Source organism: Curtobacterium sp. VKM Ac-1393, assembly GCF_015350995.1.
GTDB lineage: Bacteria > Actinomycetota > Actinomycetes > Actinomycetales > Microbacteriaceae > Curtobacterium.
This window is the reverse complement of sequence record NZ_JADKRW010000007.1, coordinates 190,023-203,777: the sequence shown is the minus strand read 5'-3', so window position 1 is coordinate 203,777 and position 13,755 is coordinate 190,023. Positions and strand designations below refer to the sequence as shown.

The following is a 13,755-nucleotide window of genomic DNA, read 5'->3' as shown; positions in this document are numbered from 1 at the left end:
CGATCAGGTTCATTGTGGTGAGGGGTGGACGGTCCGAGGGTCGGCACGGAGTCCGGTGCGAGCGGCGGCGCCCGCTGTGGTGGGGAAGGTGTTACCGCCGAGGTACGGGGGTTCGAGGACCGTTGCGGTCCCCGAACCCCCGTCCGGTGGTCGCGAGGCAGGATACCTGCCCGCGCGGTGCTCTCGAGGAGAGCGGTGTTACTTCTTGACCTCGATGTCGTAGTACAGCGGCACCGAGTTCCAACCGAACTTCACGTTGGACACGTTGTCCGCGTTCCAGACACCGGTGACGTTCGAGTACCACAGCGGGATCTCCGGGAGGTCCTTGAACAGGAGCTCCTGGGCCTTGTCGAAGGACTTGTTGCCCTCTTCGACGGTGGCTGCCGAACGGCCCTCGGCGAGCAGGTCGTTGTACTCCTTGGAGTCGTACCGCGAGTAGTTGTTCGACGAGCCCTCACCCATGGTCGGGCCGAGGAAGTTGTACAGCGACGGGTAGTCGGCCTGCCAACCGGTGCGGCTGCCGCCCGTGAGCTTGTCGTTCGTCTGCAGGTCCAGGGCTTCCTGGAACGTCGGGATCGCGTTGCCCTCGGCCTTGATGCCGAGCGTGTTCGAGATCGAGTTCGTGACCGCGGTCACCCACGCCTCGTGCCCACCATCGGCGTTGTACGTGATGGTGAGGGTGTCGTCGTACTTCGAGATCTTGTCGGCCTCGGCCCAGAGCTTCTTGGCCTCGGACTGGTCGTAGTCCAGGACGTCGGAACCGTCGAGCTTGTCGTTCCAGCCCGCGATGACCGGCGACGTGAAGTCCTTCGCCGGGGTGCGCGTGCCGTCGAAGATCTTGTCGGTGATCTGCTTGCGGTTGATGGCCATCGAGATGGCCTCGCGACGCAGCTGGCCTTCCTCGCCCTTCCAGTGGTCGAGGTAGTACGGCAGGTAGATCGCCTGGAAGATGGCGGCCGGCTGGTTGACGTTCGAGTCCGGGAAGTCCGACTTGTACGTCGCGAAGGCAGCATCCGGCACGGCGTCGAGGACGTCGAGGTTGCCGCCCTGCGCGTCGGAGTACGCGGTGTCCTGCGAGGCGTAGAACGTGATCGTCAGACCACCGTTCTTCGGCTTGCGCTTGCCCTCGTAGTCCTTGTTGGTGACGAGCTTGATGGACGAGTTGTGCGTCCATGCCTTCTTGCCGTCGAGCTTGTACGGACCGTTGCCGATCGGGTTCTCGCCGAACGCCTTGGTGTCCTTGTAGAACGCGGACGGCAGCGGCACGAAGGCGGAGTAGCCGAGCGACAGCGGGAAGTCCGACTGGGCCGACTTCAGCGTGACGGTGAACTCGTCGTCGTCAACGACCTTGAGGCCGGTGAGGTCCGAGTCCTTGTCGGCGTTGTAGCCCTCGATGTTCTCGAAGAAGTAGCTGGCGCCCTGGGCGTTCGTCTTCTGCGCGGCCCAGTTCCAGGCCTTGGTGAAGGACTCCGCGGTGACCTTCTCGCCGTTGGTGAACGTGTAGCCCGTGTTGAGCTTGACGTCGAACGTCTTCGAGTCGTCGGTGTCGATGCTCTTCGCGATCTCGTTGACTGGCTTGCCGTCGGCGTCGTACGAGACGAGGCCCTCGAAGATCGAGTCGATGATCTTGCCGCCACCGGTCTCGGTGGTGTTCGACGGGATCAGCGGCTTCTGCGGCTCGCTGCCGTTGGTCGTGACGATGCCGGAGGCGTTGGACGAGCCCGAGCCACCCCCACTGTTGTTGCTGGAGCAGGCGGTCAGGGCGAGTGCTGTGGCCCCGAGCACGGCGAGGGCTGCAAGCCCGGCGCGCTTCTTGATCAAGGTTCCTCCTGGTGCATGGGACGCGCAGGGCACAGCGGTGTCGCCCGGGCGCGTTTGACATCTGCACTGTAGGCAAGGTGGACAGCAGCCTCCAAACCCTGGAGCGAACGGTTACAAGCCGGTAACCAACTTGCACGATCCTTGCGAGAAGATGCAAGATTCGCGCGCTTGCTGAACGCCCTCGCGCTTTTGTTGCATCTGCATGAAATTCGTTGCACTGCGACACAGTTCTGTGCAAGGAACACCTGCTCCGAGGCCTCCTCAGGACCCGTGCTCCTGACCTCCGACAGCCGTAGCGTGGACCCGTGCTCGCGAACGACATCCCCCACCTCCACGTCCCGTCCTCCCCCACCGTCAGCGGCGACCCCGGGAACGGCGGAGCGGCCTTCGTCGCGGTCTCGCGTCCGGACCTGGACCAGGACGCGTACCGCAGCACCATCGAACGTGTTACCGCCGAGGGCGCGGTCCGCTGGACGTCCGGCGACCGCGACTCGTCACCGGCCCTGTCCCCGGACGGTCGCTCACTCGCCTTCCTCCGGTCCGTCGACGACGACCACGGCGTCGCACACCCGCAGCTCGCCGTCGCACCGGTGCACGGCGGCGAGGCCCGCATCGTCACCGCACTGCCGCTCGGTGCCGGTGCGCCGGTCTGGTCCCTCGACTCGACACGTGTCGCCGTCACCGCGCGGTTCCCCGAGCCCGGACGATACGGCTCGGCGGTCCCCGGCGGTGACCGTCGTCCGGCAGCGGACGCCGAGGCGCCGCGACTCATCTCGAGGCTCGACTTCCACGTCGACGGCACGGGGTACCTGCTCGACAAGCCGCAGCAGCTCGTGGTCGTCGACGTCACCGACCCCGGTGCCGCCCTGGTGGACACCCCGCTGACCAGTGCCCCCTGCTCCGTCTCGGCGCCGGCCTGGTACCCGGACGGCGGCGCGCTCCTGGTCGTCGCCCCGCGAGACCTCGGTGCGCGTGAGACCCACGACGACGACCTGTACCGCGTCGACGCCACCGACGGCACGATGGCACTGGCGATCCGGACCGAGGGCTCGGTCAGCTCGATCGCGATCGCCCCGGACGGTACCGTCCACTACGTCGGGGCGTCACACCTCGACGGACGCCTGGTCGGTGAACCCCAGGGGCTCTGGGTCGCGACGCCCGGCTCCGATCCGGTCCGGGTCACCGCCCGCGAGACGGTCGACGTCTCCGGAACGCCGGTCCGCCACGGCGACGACGTCCTGGTGGCGGTGCTCGACCGTGGCACCGTCACCGTCCGTCGTGTCCCCGCAGGCACGACGGCTCCGCTCGGACTCGACGAGCTCGAGGTCGTCCTCGGCGGCCGTCTGGTGGTCTCGGGCTTCGACGTCGACGGGGACGTCCTGGTCGCCACGGCTGCCACGACGGACTCGCCCGGCGAGGTGCACGTGGTCGACCTGACCGCCTCCGACGACGACGCCGCCACCGCCGCCGCCGCCACCGCCACCGCCACCGCCCCGACGGTCCTCACCGACTACGCGGCCCCACTCCGGTCCGAGGCATCTGCCCCCGGTGTCCGCCGCATCGAGGAGCTCACCGGCACCTCGGCCGACGGCACACCGGTGCACGGCTGGGTCGTCCTGCCCGAGGGCGACGGCCCGCACCCCGTCCTGCGGGTCGTGCACGGCGGACCGTTCGGACAGGACACCTGGGCGTTCTTCGACGAAGCACAGGTGTACGCCAGCGCCGGGTACGCCGTCGTCATCGGCAACCCGCGCGGATCCGGTGGCTACGGGCTCGACCACGGCCGTGCGGTCATCAGGGCGATGGGCACCGTCGACGTCGACGACGTGCTCGCTCTGCTCGACGCGGCGCTCGAACGCCCCGACCTCGACGGCTCGCGCGTCGGCATCATGGGCGGCTCGTACGGCGGCTTCATGACGAGCTGGGTCGCCGCCCACCACGGTGACCGGTTCGTCGCCGCGTGGAGCGAGCGTGCGGTGAACGCCTGGGACTCGTTCGCCGGCAGTTCCGACATCGGCTGGTACTTCGCCGACGCCTACGTCGGCGCCGACCCGGAGGAGCAGCGTCGCCGCAGCCCGCTGACGTACGCCGCGCAGGTCACGATCCCGTTCATGGTCGCGCACTCGGAACAGGACTGGCGCTGCCCGATCGAGCAGGGGCAGCGCCAGTTCGTGGCCCTCCGGCGGGCGGGCGTCGATGCGTCGTTCCTCGTGTTCCCGGGCGAGGGCCACGAGCTCTCCCGCTCCGGCACGCCGTGGCACCGTGTGCAGCGGTTCGAGCACGTCCTCGCGTGGTGGGCGGAGCACCTGCCCGTCACGCCGGTGGGAGCGGGTCGCTAGGCGAACGCCTCCACCGGCGGGCAGGCGCACACCAGGTTGCGATCGCCGTACGCCTGGTCGATCCGGCGCACCGGCGGCCAGTACTTCCGCGCACTGATGCCCGGCAGCGGGTAGACGGCCTGCTCGCGGGTGTAGGCGTGCGCCCACTCCCCCGAGATCACCGACGACGCCGTGTGCGGAGCGTGCACGAGCGGGTTGTCGTCGGCCGGCCACTCCCCGCGCTCGACGGCCGCAGCCTCGGCACGGATGGCGAGCATGGCGTCGACGAACCGGTCGAGCTCGGCCAGGTCCTCGCTCTCGGTCGGCTCGACCATCAGGGTGCCGGCGACCGGGAACGACATCGTCGGAGCGTGGAAGCCGTAGTCGACCAGGCGCTTGGCGACGTCGTCCACGGTGATGCCGGTGGCGTCGCGCAGCGGCCGGAGGTCGAGGATGCACTCGTGCGCCACGAGGCCGTCCTCGCCCGTGTAGAGCACCGGGAACGCGTCGCGCAGTCGGGCCGCGACGTAGTTCGCCCCGAGCACGGCCGCCTCGGTCGCACGGGTGAGGCCCTCGAGCCCCATCATCCGGACGTAGGTCCACGTGATGGGCAGGATGCTCGGGCTGCCGTACGGTGCCGCGCTGACCGGGCCGCCGGCGTGCGCCAGGCGGTCGTCGGCCGCGGTCGAAGCGGGCCGTCGGTCGGCCTGCTGCGCGAACGGGTGCCCCGGCAGGTACGGCGCCAGGTGCGCCTTCGCCGCGACCGGACCGACACCGGGTCCGCCGCCGCCGTGCGGGATGCAGAAGGTCTTGTGCAGGTTGAGGTGCGAGACGTCGCCGCCGAAGTCGCCGAAGCGGGCGTGGCCGAGCAGTGCGTTGAGGTTCGCGCCGTCGACGTAGACCTGGCCGCCGGCGTCGTGCACGGCGTCGCAGATCTCGCGGATGTCGTGCTCGTACACGCCGTGGGTCGACGGGTACGTGATCATCAGCGCCGCGAGCGTGTCGGCGTGCTGTTCCGTCTTCGCGCGGAGGTCGGCGAGGTCGACGTTGCCGTTCTCGTCGCAGGCGACCACGACGACCTTCATGCCGGCGAGGACCGCCGAGGCCGCGTTCGTGCCGTGCGCGCTCGACGGGATCAGGCAGACGGTGCGCTCGGTGTCGCCGTTCGCCAGGTGGTACCCGCGGATCGCGAGGAGCCCGGCGAGCTCGCCCTGACTGCCGGCGTTCGGCTGCAGGGACACGGTGTCGTACCCCGTGACCTCGGCCAGCCAGGACTCCAGGTCACCGATCATGTCGAGGTAGCCCTCGACATCACCGCGCGGGGCGAACGGGTGGATGGCCGCGAACTCCGGCCACGTCACCGCGGCCATCTCGGTCGCCGCGTTGAGCTTCATCGTGCAGCTGCCGAGCGGGATCATGCCGCGGTCGAGTGCGTAGTCCTTGTCCGACAGGTGCTTCAGGTAGCGCATCATGCGGGTCTCGCTGCGGTGTGCGCTGAACACGGGGTGCGTCAGGTACTCGCTCTCGCGCAGCAGACCGGTCGGGAGGCCCGTGGCCGCGTCCCGCACGACTGCCTCGGTCGCGGGGACGGTCACGTCCACGGCCCCGAACACGCCCGCCAGTCGGGTGACGTCGTCGGGCGTGGTCGTCTCGTCGACGGAGAGCTGGAACACGTCCTCGTCCACCTGGTGCAGCAGGTAGTCGGCGTCCTGCGCTGCAGCGACGATCGCCCCGGCGCGACCGGTGGCCCGCAGGGTGAGCGTGTCGAAGTACGCGTCGTGCACCACCTGGAGGCCGGCGTCACGGGCGACCGCGGCGAGCGCCGACGTCGTCCGGGCGACCCGGTTCGCGATGAACCGCAGTCCCTCTGGCCCGTGGTACACGGCGTACATCGAGGCCATGACGGCGAGCAGGACCTGCGCGGTGCAGATGTTGCTCGTCGCCTTCTCGCGGCGGATGTGCTGCTCGCGCGTCTGCAGGCTCAGGCGGTAGGCCATCGCACCGTCGGCGTCGAAGGACACCCCGACCAGACGACCGGGCAGCTGGCGCTCGAGGCCGGCGCGGACGGCGAGGTACCCGGCGTGTGGGCCGCCGAAGCCGAGCGGGACGCCGAAGCGCTGGCTCGTCCCGACGGCGACGTCGGCACCCAGGTCGCCGGGGCTGGCGAGCAGGGTCATGGCGAGCAGGTCGGCTGCGACGACGGCGATGCCCCCGCCGGCGTGGACGCGATCGATGATCGACGACGGGTCGACGATCCGGCCGGAGGCACCGGGGTACTGCACGATCACGCCGAAGGCGCCGTCGAGCTGCTCGTCGGTCGGCCCGGCGACGGGGTCGAACGCACGCAGCGTGATGCCGACGGCGTCGGCGCGGTGGTCGAGCAGCGCGCGGGTCTGCGGCAGCAGGTCGTCGTCGACCAGGAACGCGTCACCCTTGACCTTCGACGCGCGGCGGGCGAGGAGCATGCCCTCGACCACGGCGGTGCCCTCGTCGAGCATCGAGGCGCCGGCGGTGGCCATGCCCGTCAGGTCGGAGACCATCGTCTGGAAGTTGATGAGCGCTTCGAGCCGCCCCTGGGAGATCTCCGGCTGGTACGGCGTGTAAGCCGTGTACCAGCTCGGGTTCTCGAGCACGTTCCGCTGGATGACCGCGGGCGTGTGGGTGCCGTGGTAGCCGAGGCCGATCATGGCGCGGCGGACGGTGTTGCGCCCAGCCTTGGCCCGCAGTTCGGCGAGCGCCTCGGTCTCGCCGACGGCGGCGGGGATCACCGAGTCGGTGACGGGGGCCGCGTGGATCGACTCCGGGATCGCGGCGCGGACCAGCGCGTCGAGTGACGGCTGACCGACGACGTCGAGCATCGTCTGCTGGTCGGCGGGGGTGGTGCCGATGTGGCGGTCGGCGAAGGAGGTCTGCAGGTTCTGGAACGCCTGCTGGTCGTCGGGGCCGGTCATGCGATGGACGCCCGGTACGCGTCGTGGTCCATCAGGTCCTCGGGGAACGAGGTGCCGTCGACCTTGATCTTGACGAGCCATCCGGTGCCGAACGGGTCCTGGTTGACGGTGTCGGGGGCGTCGACCACGGCGTCGTTGACCGCGACGACCTCGCCCTCGATCGGCGCGAAGAGCTCACCGACGCTCTTGGTCGACTCGATCTCACCGATCTGCTCGCCCGCAGTGGTGGCGGTGCCGACGGCGGGGAGCTCGACGTAGACGACGTCACCGAGCTGCTCGGCGGCGTGGTCGGTGATGCCGACGGTGACGGTGTCGCCCTCGACGAGGAGCCACTCGTGGTCGGCGGTGTACTGCAGGGTGGTCTGGTCGGTCATGGCATCAGCCTTTCGCAGGGCGGCGGTAGAAGGGGAACGCGGTGACGGTGCTGGGGATGGCCGTTCCGCGGACGTCGATGTGCAGGAGTTGTCCCTCGGCAGCGAGCGCGGGGTCGACGAAGGCCATCGCAACGGGATGGCCGAGCGTCGGCGAGAGGGCACCCGAGGTGACGGTGCCGACGACCGTGCCGTCGTGCACCACGTCGTAGCCGGCACGCGGGGCGCGGCGCCCCTCGGTGACGAGCCCGACGAGCACGCGGGCGTCGTCCGACGGTGCGACACCGGACGCGCCGACGAAGTCCCCGGTCTTCGCGACCACGCGGCCGAGGCCGGCCTGGGCGGGGCGGACGTCGGTGTCGAGCTCGTGCCCGTAGAGCGGCATGCCGGCCTCGAGCCGCAGGGTGTCGCGCGCCGCGAGCCCGGCGGGGACGACACCGCGGTCGGCGCCGGCCTCGAGCAGGGCGTCCCAGATCGCCGGGGCGACCTCGGGGGCGCTGTACAGCTCGAAGCCGTCCTCGCCGGTGTACCCGGTGCGGGCGACGAGCACCTCGGAGCCGTCGAACACGGCGTGCAGGGCGCGGTAGTAGCCGAGGTCGTCGAGAGGGCTCTCCGGCTGCAGGCGGTCGGCGACGACGAGGGCGTCGAGCGTGCCGGCGGCCGCGGGGCCCTGGATCGCGACGAGGGCGGTGCTGTCCGAGTCGTCCGACACCGCCACGTCGAAGCCGTCCGTGCGCTCGGACAGGGCGGCGACCGCGACGTCGCGGTTCGAGGCGTTCGCGACGACGAGGAACACGTCGTCGTCGGTGCGGTACACCACGAGGTCGTCGAGGATCCCGCCGTCCTCGGCGAGCAGCAGGGAGTACTTCGCGCGGCCGAGCGGCATCGCACCGAACGTTCCGGCGAGCGCGTGGTCGAGGAACCCGACGGCGTCCGGACCGGTGACGCCGATCTCGGCCATGTGCGACAGGTCGAAGACCCCGGCCGACTGGCGCACGGCGTGGTGCTCGGCGAGGTCGGACGAGTAGCGCACGGGCATGCGGTACCCGGCGAAGTCGGTGAAGGTCGCACCGGCGGCTTCGTGCGCGGGTTCGAGCGGGGACGAACGCAGTGGCGTCGGAGTCATGGCGGAGTTCTCCTGGCATCGGCAGGACCCGGCGACGATCGCCGGGTGGAACTCCCCCTCTGTCATGGGCCTGAGAGTTTCACCGCGGCCCGTGAGGTCCGGCGGCTTTCACCGTGGGCGAGACGACTGAGCGTCTGCTTTTCAGAGTGGCCTGTCCGCTGCGGTGTGGGACCTGAGAGATTGACGGGGGGATTGCTCCTTCGGTGCCGTGCGTGCGCCCGGGGGCGCGGTGTACCCGAGGGCACGACGTACCCAGGGGCACTGCACGGCGTCTCCCGCGACGGATGAGCGGCCGGTGTGTTCAGTTGTCCGCGCCGAGCATACCGAGACCGCGTTACGAACGTGTGTCGCGTGCCGGCCTTCGACATCTCGTAGAATGCGGGGATGGCCGGACAGCGATCACGCCCCAGGGGGCAGCTCGAGCAAGCGGTGCTCGACGCACTCCGCTCCGCGTCCGACGGGCTCACCGCACGCCAGGTGCTCGACGCCTTCCCGGAGCCCCGGCCGGCGCTGACCACGGTGCTCACCGTGCTCGACCGGCTCGGCCGCAAGGGCCAGGTGGAGCGGCAGCAGCACGACGACGCTCCGCTGAGCTTCCGCGCCGTGCACAGTCGCGACGAACAGACCGCGTCCCTCATGTCGAGTGCGCTCGCCGCCTCGGCCGACCGTGAAGCAGCGCTGCTGCAGTTCACCGGCTCGCTCGCCACCGACGACCTCGAGGCCCTGCGCCGCGCCCTCGACGCCCGCGCACGCTCCTGACCGGCACCGTCCCGTGGTCGTCACCGGCATCGCGCTCATCGTCCTCGCCCTCGCGGTGGTGGTGTTCGCGCCGCGGGTGCTGACCCGCTCGGCCTGGACCATCGACCGTCCGCGCACCGCCCTGGTCTGCTGGTCGCTCGCCGTGCTGCTCGGCGTCGTCGGGTTCGTCGCCGGCATCGCACTCGTCGTGCTCGCCGACCGCCCGGTCACCGAACTGCTCGGCGGCGACGGCTCCCCCGGCCACGGTTTCAACGTCGGCGTCGCCCTGCTCGCGGTGATCGCGTTCGTCGTCGCCGTCCGCGTCCGCCCGGGCCCGGAGCACGAGGCCGTCCGCCAGGCCATGCGCTCCGGCGTCGCCCCGCACCGCGAGATCGACGGCACACCCGTCGCCGTCGTCGAGGCGGACGACGCGCTGGCCTGCGCCGTCCCCGGCCGCAGCGGTGGGGTGCTGGTCAGCACCGGCCTCGCAGACCGGTTGCGGACGGACGAACTGGAGGCCGTGGTCGCCCACGAACGCGCCCACCTGACCCAGCACCACGCTGCTGCGGTCGCGGTCGCCGAATCGATCGAACGTGCGGTCCCGTGGGTGCCTGGGGCGCGCGCCATGGCGCGCTCGACGCGCGTCCTCGTGGAGTTCGCCGCCGACGACGCCGCAGCCCGACGTGTCGGACGCGACGCCCTGCGCCGGGCCGTCCTGGTGGCGGACGAGAGCGGCGCGCTCGGGGCGATCCGGGCCTCCAGGCTGTCGTGAGCGAGCACGTGTCGGGGGCGAGGCATATGGTGATCGGACCGTGAAGCCACTGACCGAAGCCGACATCCGATCCTCGTTCGTCAACGCCACCCCCGACGAGCTCGAGCAGCTACCGATCCCGGGCCTGCACGAGATGCTCTGGGACGAGCGCGAGTTCCTGGGCTGGCGCGACCCGCAGGCCGCCCGCCGCGGGTACATCGTGTCCTGGATCGACGAGCGCCCCGTGGGCATCATCGTGCGGTCCGCGGGTGGATCCCTGCGCGCCGGCATCGCCGCGATGTGCTCGTTCTGCCACTCGCCCCAGCCGGCGACGCAAGTGCGGCTGTTCTCGGCCCCCCGTGCGGGCGAGGCCGGGCGCAACGGCAACACCATCGGCACCTACATCTGCGAGGACCTCGGGTGCTCGATGCTCATCCGCACCGCTCCCCCGCACCTGAACCCGCCGGCGACCATCGCGATGCGCGGCGCCTCGCTGCTGCAGCGCGTGCAGAACTTCACCGCGGACATCATGAAGTCGGCGTGAGCCGCTTCGGCACCGCCCGCTGGGCCGTCGTCGAGGAACTCGGCGACGGCCGCTGGCGTCTCACCCTGCGCGACGAGGCCGACGATGAACTCGGTGCGTTCGGCCTCGGGGTCGAGGGGCCGTGGGACCCGGACGTCGAGCCGCACGTCGGGTTCGTGCTCGTGCAGCTCGGGTTGACCCTGCGCGGCGCACGGCCGTGGCACGTCGACGAGCTCGGCGACCACCGAGCGCCCGTGCTCGCGCTGGGCTGAGCGGAGCGCTTCCTGCCGGGCGTCACTCAATCGGCTTCGACGAAGTTCCGCAGGATCTCGCGGTCGTCGTCGGCGCGCATCGCCCACGACAGCTCGCTGCGGTGGTCACTGTCGGTCAGCGGCAGCAGCACGACGGTGTCCGGCGCGGCGAGCGCGGCGCTCTCCGGAGCGACGGTCACGCCGAGTCCAGCGCCCACCAGGTGCAGGACGGTAGCCCAGGTCGTGGCCTCCTGCACGACCTCTGGCCGCCGACCACCGGCGGTGACCGGGGCGAGGTTCCGCTCGGTCGCGAGCGAACCGGCCACGGCGGGGAAGAACACGAACGGCTCGTCCACGAGTTCGGTGCCTCGGATCGCCGTCCGGTCGGCGAGCCGGTGTCCGCGTGGGACCGCCGCGACGAACGCCTCGGTCCGGAACGGCAGCAGCCGCACGGCGGGGTCAGGATCCGGATCGCGCACGACGGCCAGGTCCAGCTCTCCTCGCACGATCCGGGCGAGGAGCGTCGACGAGTAGCCCTCGGTCAGCTCCACGCGGACCAGCGGGTACCGCGCACGGAACGCCTGCACCCGTTCAATCGGGCCGAGCGGCAGCGCGGAGACGACGAACCCGACGTCGAGCCGGCCGGCCTCACCCCGCCCCACCCGGACCGTCTCGTCGAGGTCGCGGCGCACCTGCCCGAGCAACGACGGTGCGCGTCCCTGCAGCACCGTGCCGGCCGCGGTGAGCGCGACGCTGCGGCTCGTGCGGACGAACAGGTCGACGCCGAGTGCGCGCTCCGTGCGGCGGATCTGCTGGGACAACGCGGGCTGCGCGATGCGAAGGCGTTCGGCAGCGCGCCCGAAGTGCAGTTCGTCCGCCACCGCGAGGAACGCACGGAGCTGGCGGAGGTCGACGTCCGGGTCCCGATCCATGCATGCAGCCTATCGATCGAAGCGAACGAGTATTGGACGCTACCTCATCCGGGTCCGAGGATGGAGCCATGCCCGAAGCGACCTCCACCGTCACCATCGCCGACCTCGCCACCCCTGCGGACGCCGAGGCGTTCCGCGTCCTCAACGAGGCCTGGATCACGCAGTTCTTCGCGCTCGAGGACGAGGACCGCAAGTTCCTCGGCGACCCCGTCGGTCACGTCGTCGAGCCCGGTGGCGCCGTCTTCGTCGCGCGGCTCGACGACCAGGTGATCGGGTGCATCGGCATCGTGCCGACGACCCCGGGGGTGTTCGAGCTCGTGAAGATGGCCGTCGCGCCCGGACACCAGGGGCACGGCACCGGCCGGAAGCTCATCGCCGCAGCGATCGACCGGGCCCGGGAGCTCGGCGCGCACCGCATCGACCTCGAGAGCAACGCGCAGCTGGCCAGCGCCGTGCACCTGTACGAGGCGTTCGGCTTCCGGCACCTGCGCGACGACGAGCTCGTCCCGAGCCCCTACGTCCGCGCCGACGTGCACATGACGCTCGAACTTCGCTGAAGACAGCGCCGTTTCGGTACGCTCGCGGCATGGCGACGTACGAGGTGCAGGCGGTCCGTGAACGCGGCGCGTGGCAGGTGTTCATCGACGGCTTCATGGTCACCGAGGTCGACCGTTGGCCGGCCGTGGGCTTCGTCGCCCGCGAGATCTTGGCGATGGACCGCACCGACGACCTGCAGATCCGCGTCGTCGGGCGCAACCAGTACATCGACTGACCCGAGCGCTCACGCGACGTGCCAGACCAGCCCCTCCTGCGCACTCGACGGGTACGCCGAGGCGATCCGGAACACGGCTTCGCGCAGGGTCTCCGGTGAGCACGCCAGGTTGAGGCGGACGAACCCACGCCCCTCGCTCCCGAACCCGAGCCCGGAGTTCAGCGCGACGAAGGCGTTCTCGCGCAGCGGCACGGCCGGGTCGTCGCCGAGGCCGATCCCGCGGAAGTCGAGCCACGCCAGGTACCCGGCGCGCGGCCGCGTGTAGACGACCCCGGGCAGGTGCTCGGCGAGCAACTTCGCGAGGAGCCGGTCGTTCGCCACGATCTGGGACACCACCTCGTCGAGCCAGGTGGTCCCGACGGTGAACGCCGCCAGGTTCGCGTGCAGCCCGAGGATGCTCGTGCGGCAGGCGACCTCTTCCCACAGGGTGTCGAGGAGCGCCGCGGTCCGGTCGTCCCCCGCGACGATGATCGAGCACTTCACGCCCGCGAGGTTCCACCCCTTGCTCGCCGAGGTCACGCAGACGCTGCGGGCCCCGACTTGTTCGGCGATTGCTGCGAACGGGGTGAACTGCACGCCGGGGTGCGTCAGGGGTGCGTGGATCTCGTCGCTGATGACGAGCACGTCGTACTTCGCCGCGAGTTCGGCGATCGCGAGCAGGTCTGCCCGGTCGTGCGCGAGGCCGACGGGGTTGTGCGGGTTGCAGAGCAGGAAGACCCCGACCCCGCTGGCGAACGCCCGCTCGAGCCCTTCGAGGTCGAGCCGGTACTGCCCCCACTGCTCGAGCAGCGGAACCTCCTCGACCTGACATCGGGCCTCGTCGACGAGCTCGAAGAACGGCGGGTACACCGGCGGCGTGATCGCAACGCGGCCGCCGTCGGGCAGCGCGAGCCGCAGCGACTCGACGATGCCGACGCTGACGTCGGTGGCCAGGTGGATCCGGGCCGGATCGATCTCCCAGCCCCAGCGGTCGAGTGCGAACTGCGCGAACGCGGGCGCGAGCGGCCCGGGTCCGTCCAGGTAGCCGAGGTCCGACTGCGACACGCGTTCGATCAGGGCCTGCCGGATCTCCGGCGCGACGTCGTGGTCCATCTCGGCGACGAACAGCGGCAGCACGTCGGGCGCGTACCGCGTCCACTTGATGCTCGTGCGAACCCCGCGGAGCGTGCCGACCGGGTCCTGCTCGTCGCTCGCCATGCGT

Annotated in this window: 13 protein-coding genes and 1 riboswitch; of the genes, 7 read left to right on the top strand and 6 right to left on the bottom strand. The window is 70.8% G+C overall.

Features of this window, described 5'->3' with window-relative positions; all coding sequences use genetic code 11:
• Positions 1-198: 198 nt before the first annotated feature.
• Positions 199-1,821, bottom strand: a complete 1,623-nt coding sequence (locus tag ITJ59_RS16465; RefSeq protein ID WP_194652369.1) for a peptide ABC transporter substrate-binding protein — start codon at positions 1,819-1,821, stop codon at positions 199-201.
• A gap of 305 nt (positions 1,822-2,126) precedes the next feature.
• Here ITJ59_RS16465 and ITJ59_RS19720 point away from each other — a divergent pair, with 305 nt between their 5' ends.
• Positions 2,127-4,160, top strand: coding sequence for a prolyl oligopeptidase family serine peptidase (locus ITJ59_RS19720; protein WP_194652368.1), 2,034 nt, complete (start codon positions 2,127-2,129; stop codon positions 4,158-4,160).
• Here ITJ59_RS19720 and gcvP read toward each other — a convergent pair.
• Genes gcvP through gcvT form a run of 3 tightly spaced genes read right to left on the bottom strand, consistent with a single transcriptional unit; the run spans position 4,157 to position 8,587 of the window.
• Positions 4,157-7,090 (bottom strand): aminomethyl-transferring glycine dehydrogenase, encoded by a 2,934-nt coding sequence (gene gcvP / locus ITJ59_RS16455; protein WP_228511663.1) that lies wholly within the window; start codon positions 7,088-7,090, stop codon positions 4,157-4,159. The genes ITJ59_RS19720 and gcvP overlap by 4 nt on opposite strands.
• Complete coding sequence (gene gcvH, locus ITJ59_RS16450; RefSeq protein ID WP_194652367.1) at positions 7,087-7,464, bottom strand: glycine cleavage system protein GcvH; 378 nt, start codon at positions 7,462-7,464, stop codon at positions 7,087-7,089. Before gcvH ends, gcvP begins: the two co-directional genes overlap by 4 nt.
• Positions 7,465-7,468: 4 nt before the next feature.
• Positions 7,469-8,587 carry a glycine cleavage system aminomethyltransferase GcvT gene (gene gcvT, locus ITJ59_RS16445; protein WP_194652366.1) on the bottom strand — a complete coding sequence of 373 codons (1,119 nt, stop codon included), beginning with the start codon at positions 8,585-8,587 and terminating at the stop codon, positions 7,469-7,471.
• Between the two features lie 49 nt (positions 8,588-8,636).
• Positions 8,637-8,742, bottom strand: a riboswitch (glycine riboswitch).
• A gap of 229 nt (positions 8,743-8,971) precedes the next feature.
• Between gcvT and ITJ59_RS16440 the strand changes: the two genes are divergently transcribed.
• From ITJ59_RS16440 to ITJ59_RS16425, 4 genes are read left to right on the top strand one after another with little or no spacing between them, the layout of a single operon-like run.
• Positions 8,972-9,346, top strand: a complete 375-nt coding sequence (locus ITJ59_RS16440) for a BlaI/MecI/CopY family transcriptional regulator (protein ID WP_194652365.1) — start codon at positions 8,972-8,974, stop codon at positions 9,344-9,346.
• Between the two features lie 13 nt (positions 9,347-9,359).
• Entirely contained in the window at positions 9,360-10,097 is a 738-nt protein-coding gene (locus ITJ59_RS19715) for a M48 family metalloprotease (protein WP_194652364.1), read from the top strand.
• Positions 10,098-10,137: 40 nt separating this feature from the next.
• On the top strand, positions 10,138-10,620 hold the full coding sequence (locus ITJ59_RS16430; protein ID WP_194652363.1) for an FBP domain-containing protein: 483 nt from the start codon (positions 10,138-10,140) through the stop codon (positions 10,618-10,620).
• Complete coding sequence (locus ITJ59_RS16425; RefSeq protein ID WP_111084959.1) at positions 10,617-10,871, top strand: hypothetical protein; 255 nt, start codon at positions 10,617-10,619, stop codon at positions 10,869-10,871. Before ITJ59_RS16430 ends, ITJ59_RS16425 begins: the two co-directional genes overlap by 4 nt.
• A 26-nt stretch (positions 10,872-10,897) precedes the next feature.
• On the opposite strand, the gene ITJ59_RS16420 is transcribed toward ITJ59_RS16425, so the two are convergent.
• Positions 10,898-11,782 carry a LysR substrate-binding domain-containing protein gene (locus ITJ59_RS16420; RefSeq protein WP_194652362.1) on the bottom strand — a complete coding sequence of 295 codons (885 nt, stop codon included), beginning with the start codon at positions 11,780-11,782 and terminating at the stop codon, positions 10,898-10,900.
• A gap of 68 nt (positions 11,783-11,850) precedes the next feature.
• Between ITJ59_RS16420 and ITJ59_RS16415 the strand changes: the two genes are divergently transcribed.
• Positions 11,851-12,339, top strand: coding sequence for a GNAT family N-acetyltransferase (locus ITJ59_RS16415; protein ID WP_194652361.1), 489 nt, complete (start codon positions 11,851-11,853; stop codon positions 12,337-12,339).
• 29 nt (positions 12,340-12,368) lie between these two features.
• Entirely contained in the window at positions 12,369-12,554 is a 186-nt protein-coding gene (locus tag ITJ59_RS16410; protein ID WP_123313312.1) for a hypothetical protein, read from the top strand.
• 9 nt (positions 12,555-12,563) lie between these two features.
• On the opposite strand, the gene ITJ59_RS16405 is transcribed toward ITJ59_RS16410, so the two are convergent.
• Positions 12,564-13,751: a MalY/PatB family protein gene (locus ITJ59_RS16405; protein WP_228511662.1), complete on the bottom strand. Its 1,188-nt coding sequence runs from the start codon at positions 13,749-13,751 to the stop codon at positions 12,564-12,566.
• Between the last annotated feature and the right edge of the window lie 4 nt (positions 13,752-13,755).

Excerpts from the sequence above, each read along its gene's own strand:
- gcvP (WP_228511663.1), bottom strand. The coding sequence starts at position 7,090 with ATGACCGGCCCCGACGACCAGCAGGCGTTCCAGAACCTGCAGACCTCC.
- gcvH (WP_194652367.1), bottom strand. The coding sequence starts at position 7,464 with ATGACCGACCAGACCACCCTGCAGTACACCGCCGACCACGAGTGGCTC.
- gcvT (WP_194652366.1), bottom strand. The coding sequence starts at position 8,587 with ATGACTCCGACGCCACTGCGTTCGTCCCCGCTCGAACCCGCGCACGAA.
- ITJ59_RS16440 (WP_194652365.1), top strand. The coding sequence starts at position 8,972 with ATGGCCGGACAGCGATCACGCCCCAGGGGGCAGCTCGAGCAAGCGGTG.
- ITJ59_RS16420 (WP_194652362.1), bottom strand. The coding sequence starts at position 11,782 with ATGGATCGGGACCCGGACGTCGACCTCCGCCAGCTCCGTGCGTTCCTC.
- ITJ59_RS16415 (WP_194652361.1), top strand. The coding sequence starts at position 11,851 with ATGCCCGAAGCGACCTCCACCGTCACCATCGCCGACCTCGCCACCCCT.
- ITJ59_RS16410 (WP_123313312.1), top strand. The coding sequence starts at position 12,369 with ATGGCGACGTACGAGGTGCAGGCGGTCCGTGAACGCGGCGCGTGGCAG.
- ITJ59_RS16405 (WP_228511662.1), bottom strand. The coding sequence starts at position 13,751 with ATGGCGAGCGACGAGCAGGACCCGGTCGGCACGCTCCGCGGGGTTCGC.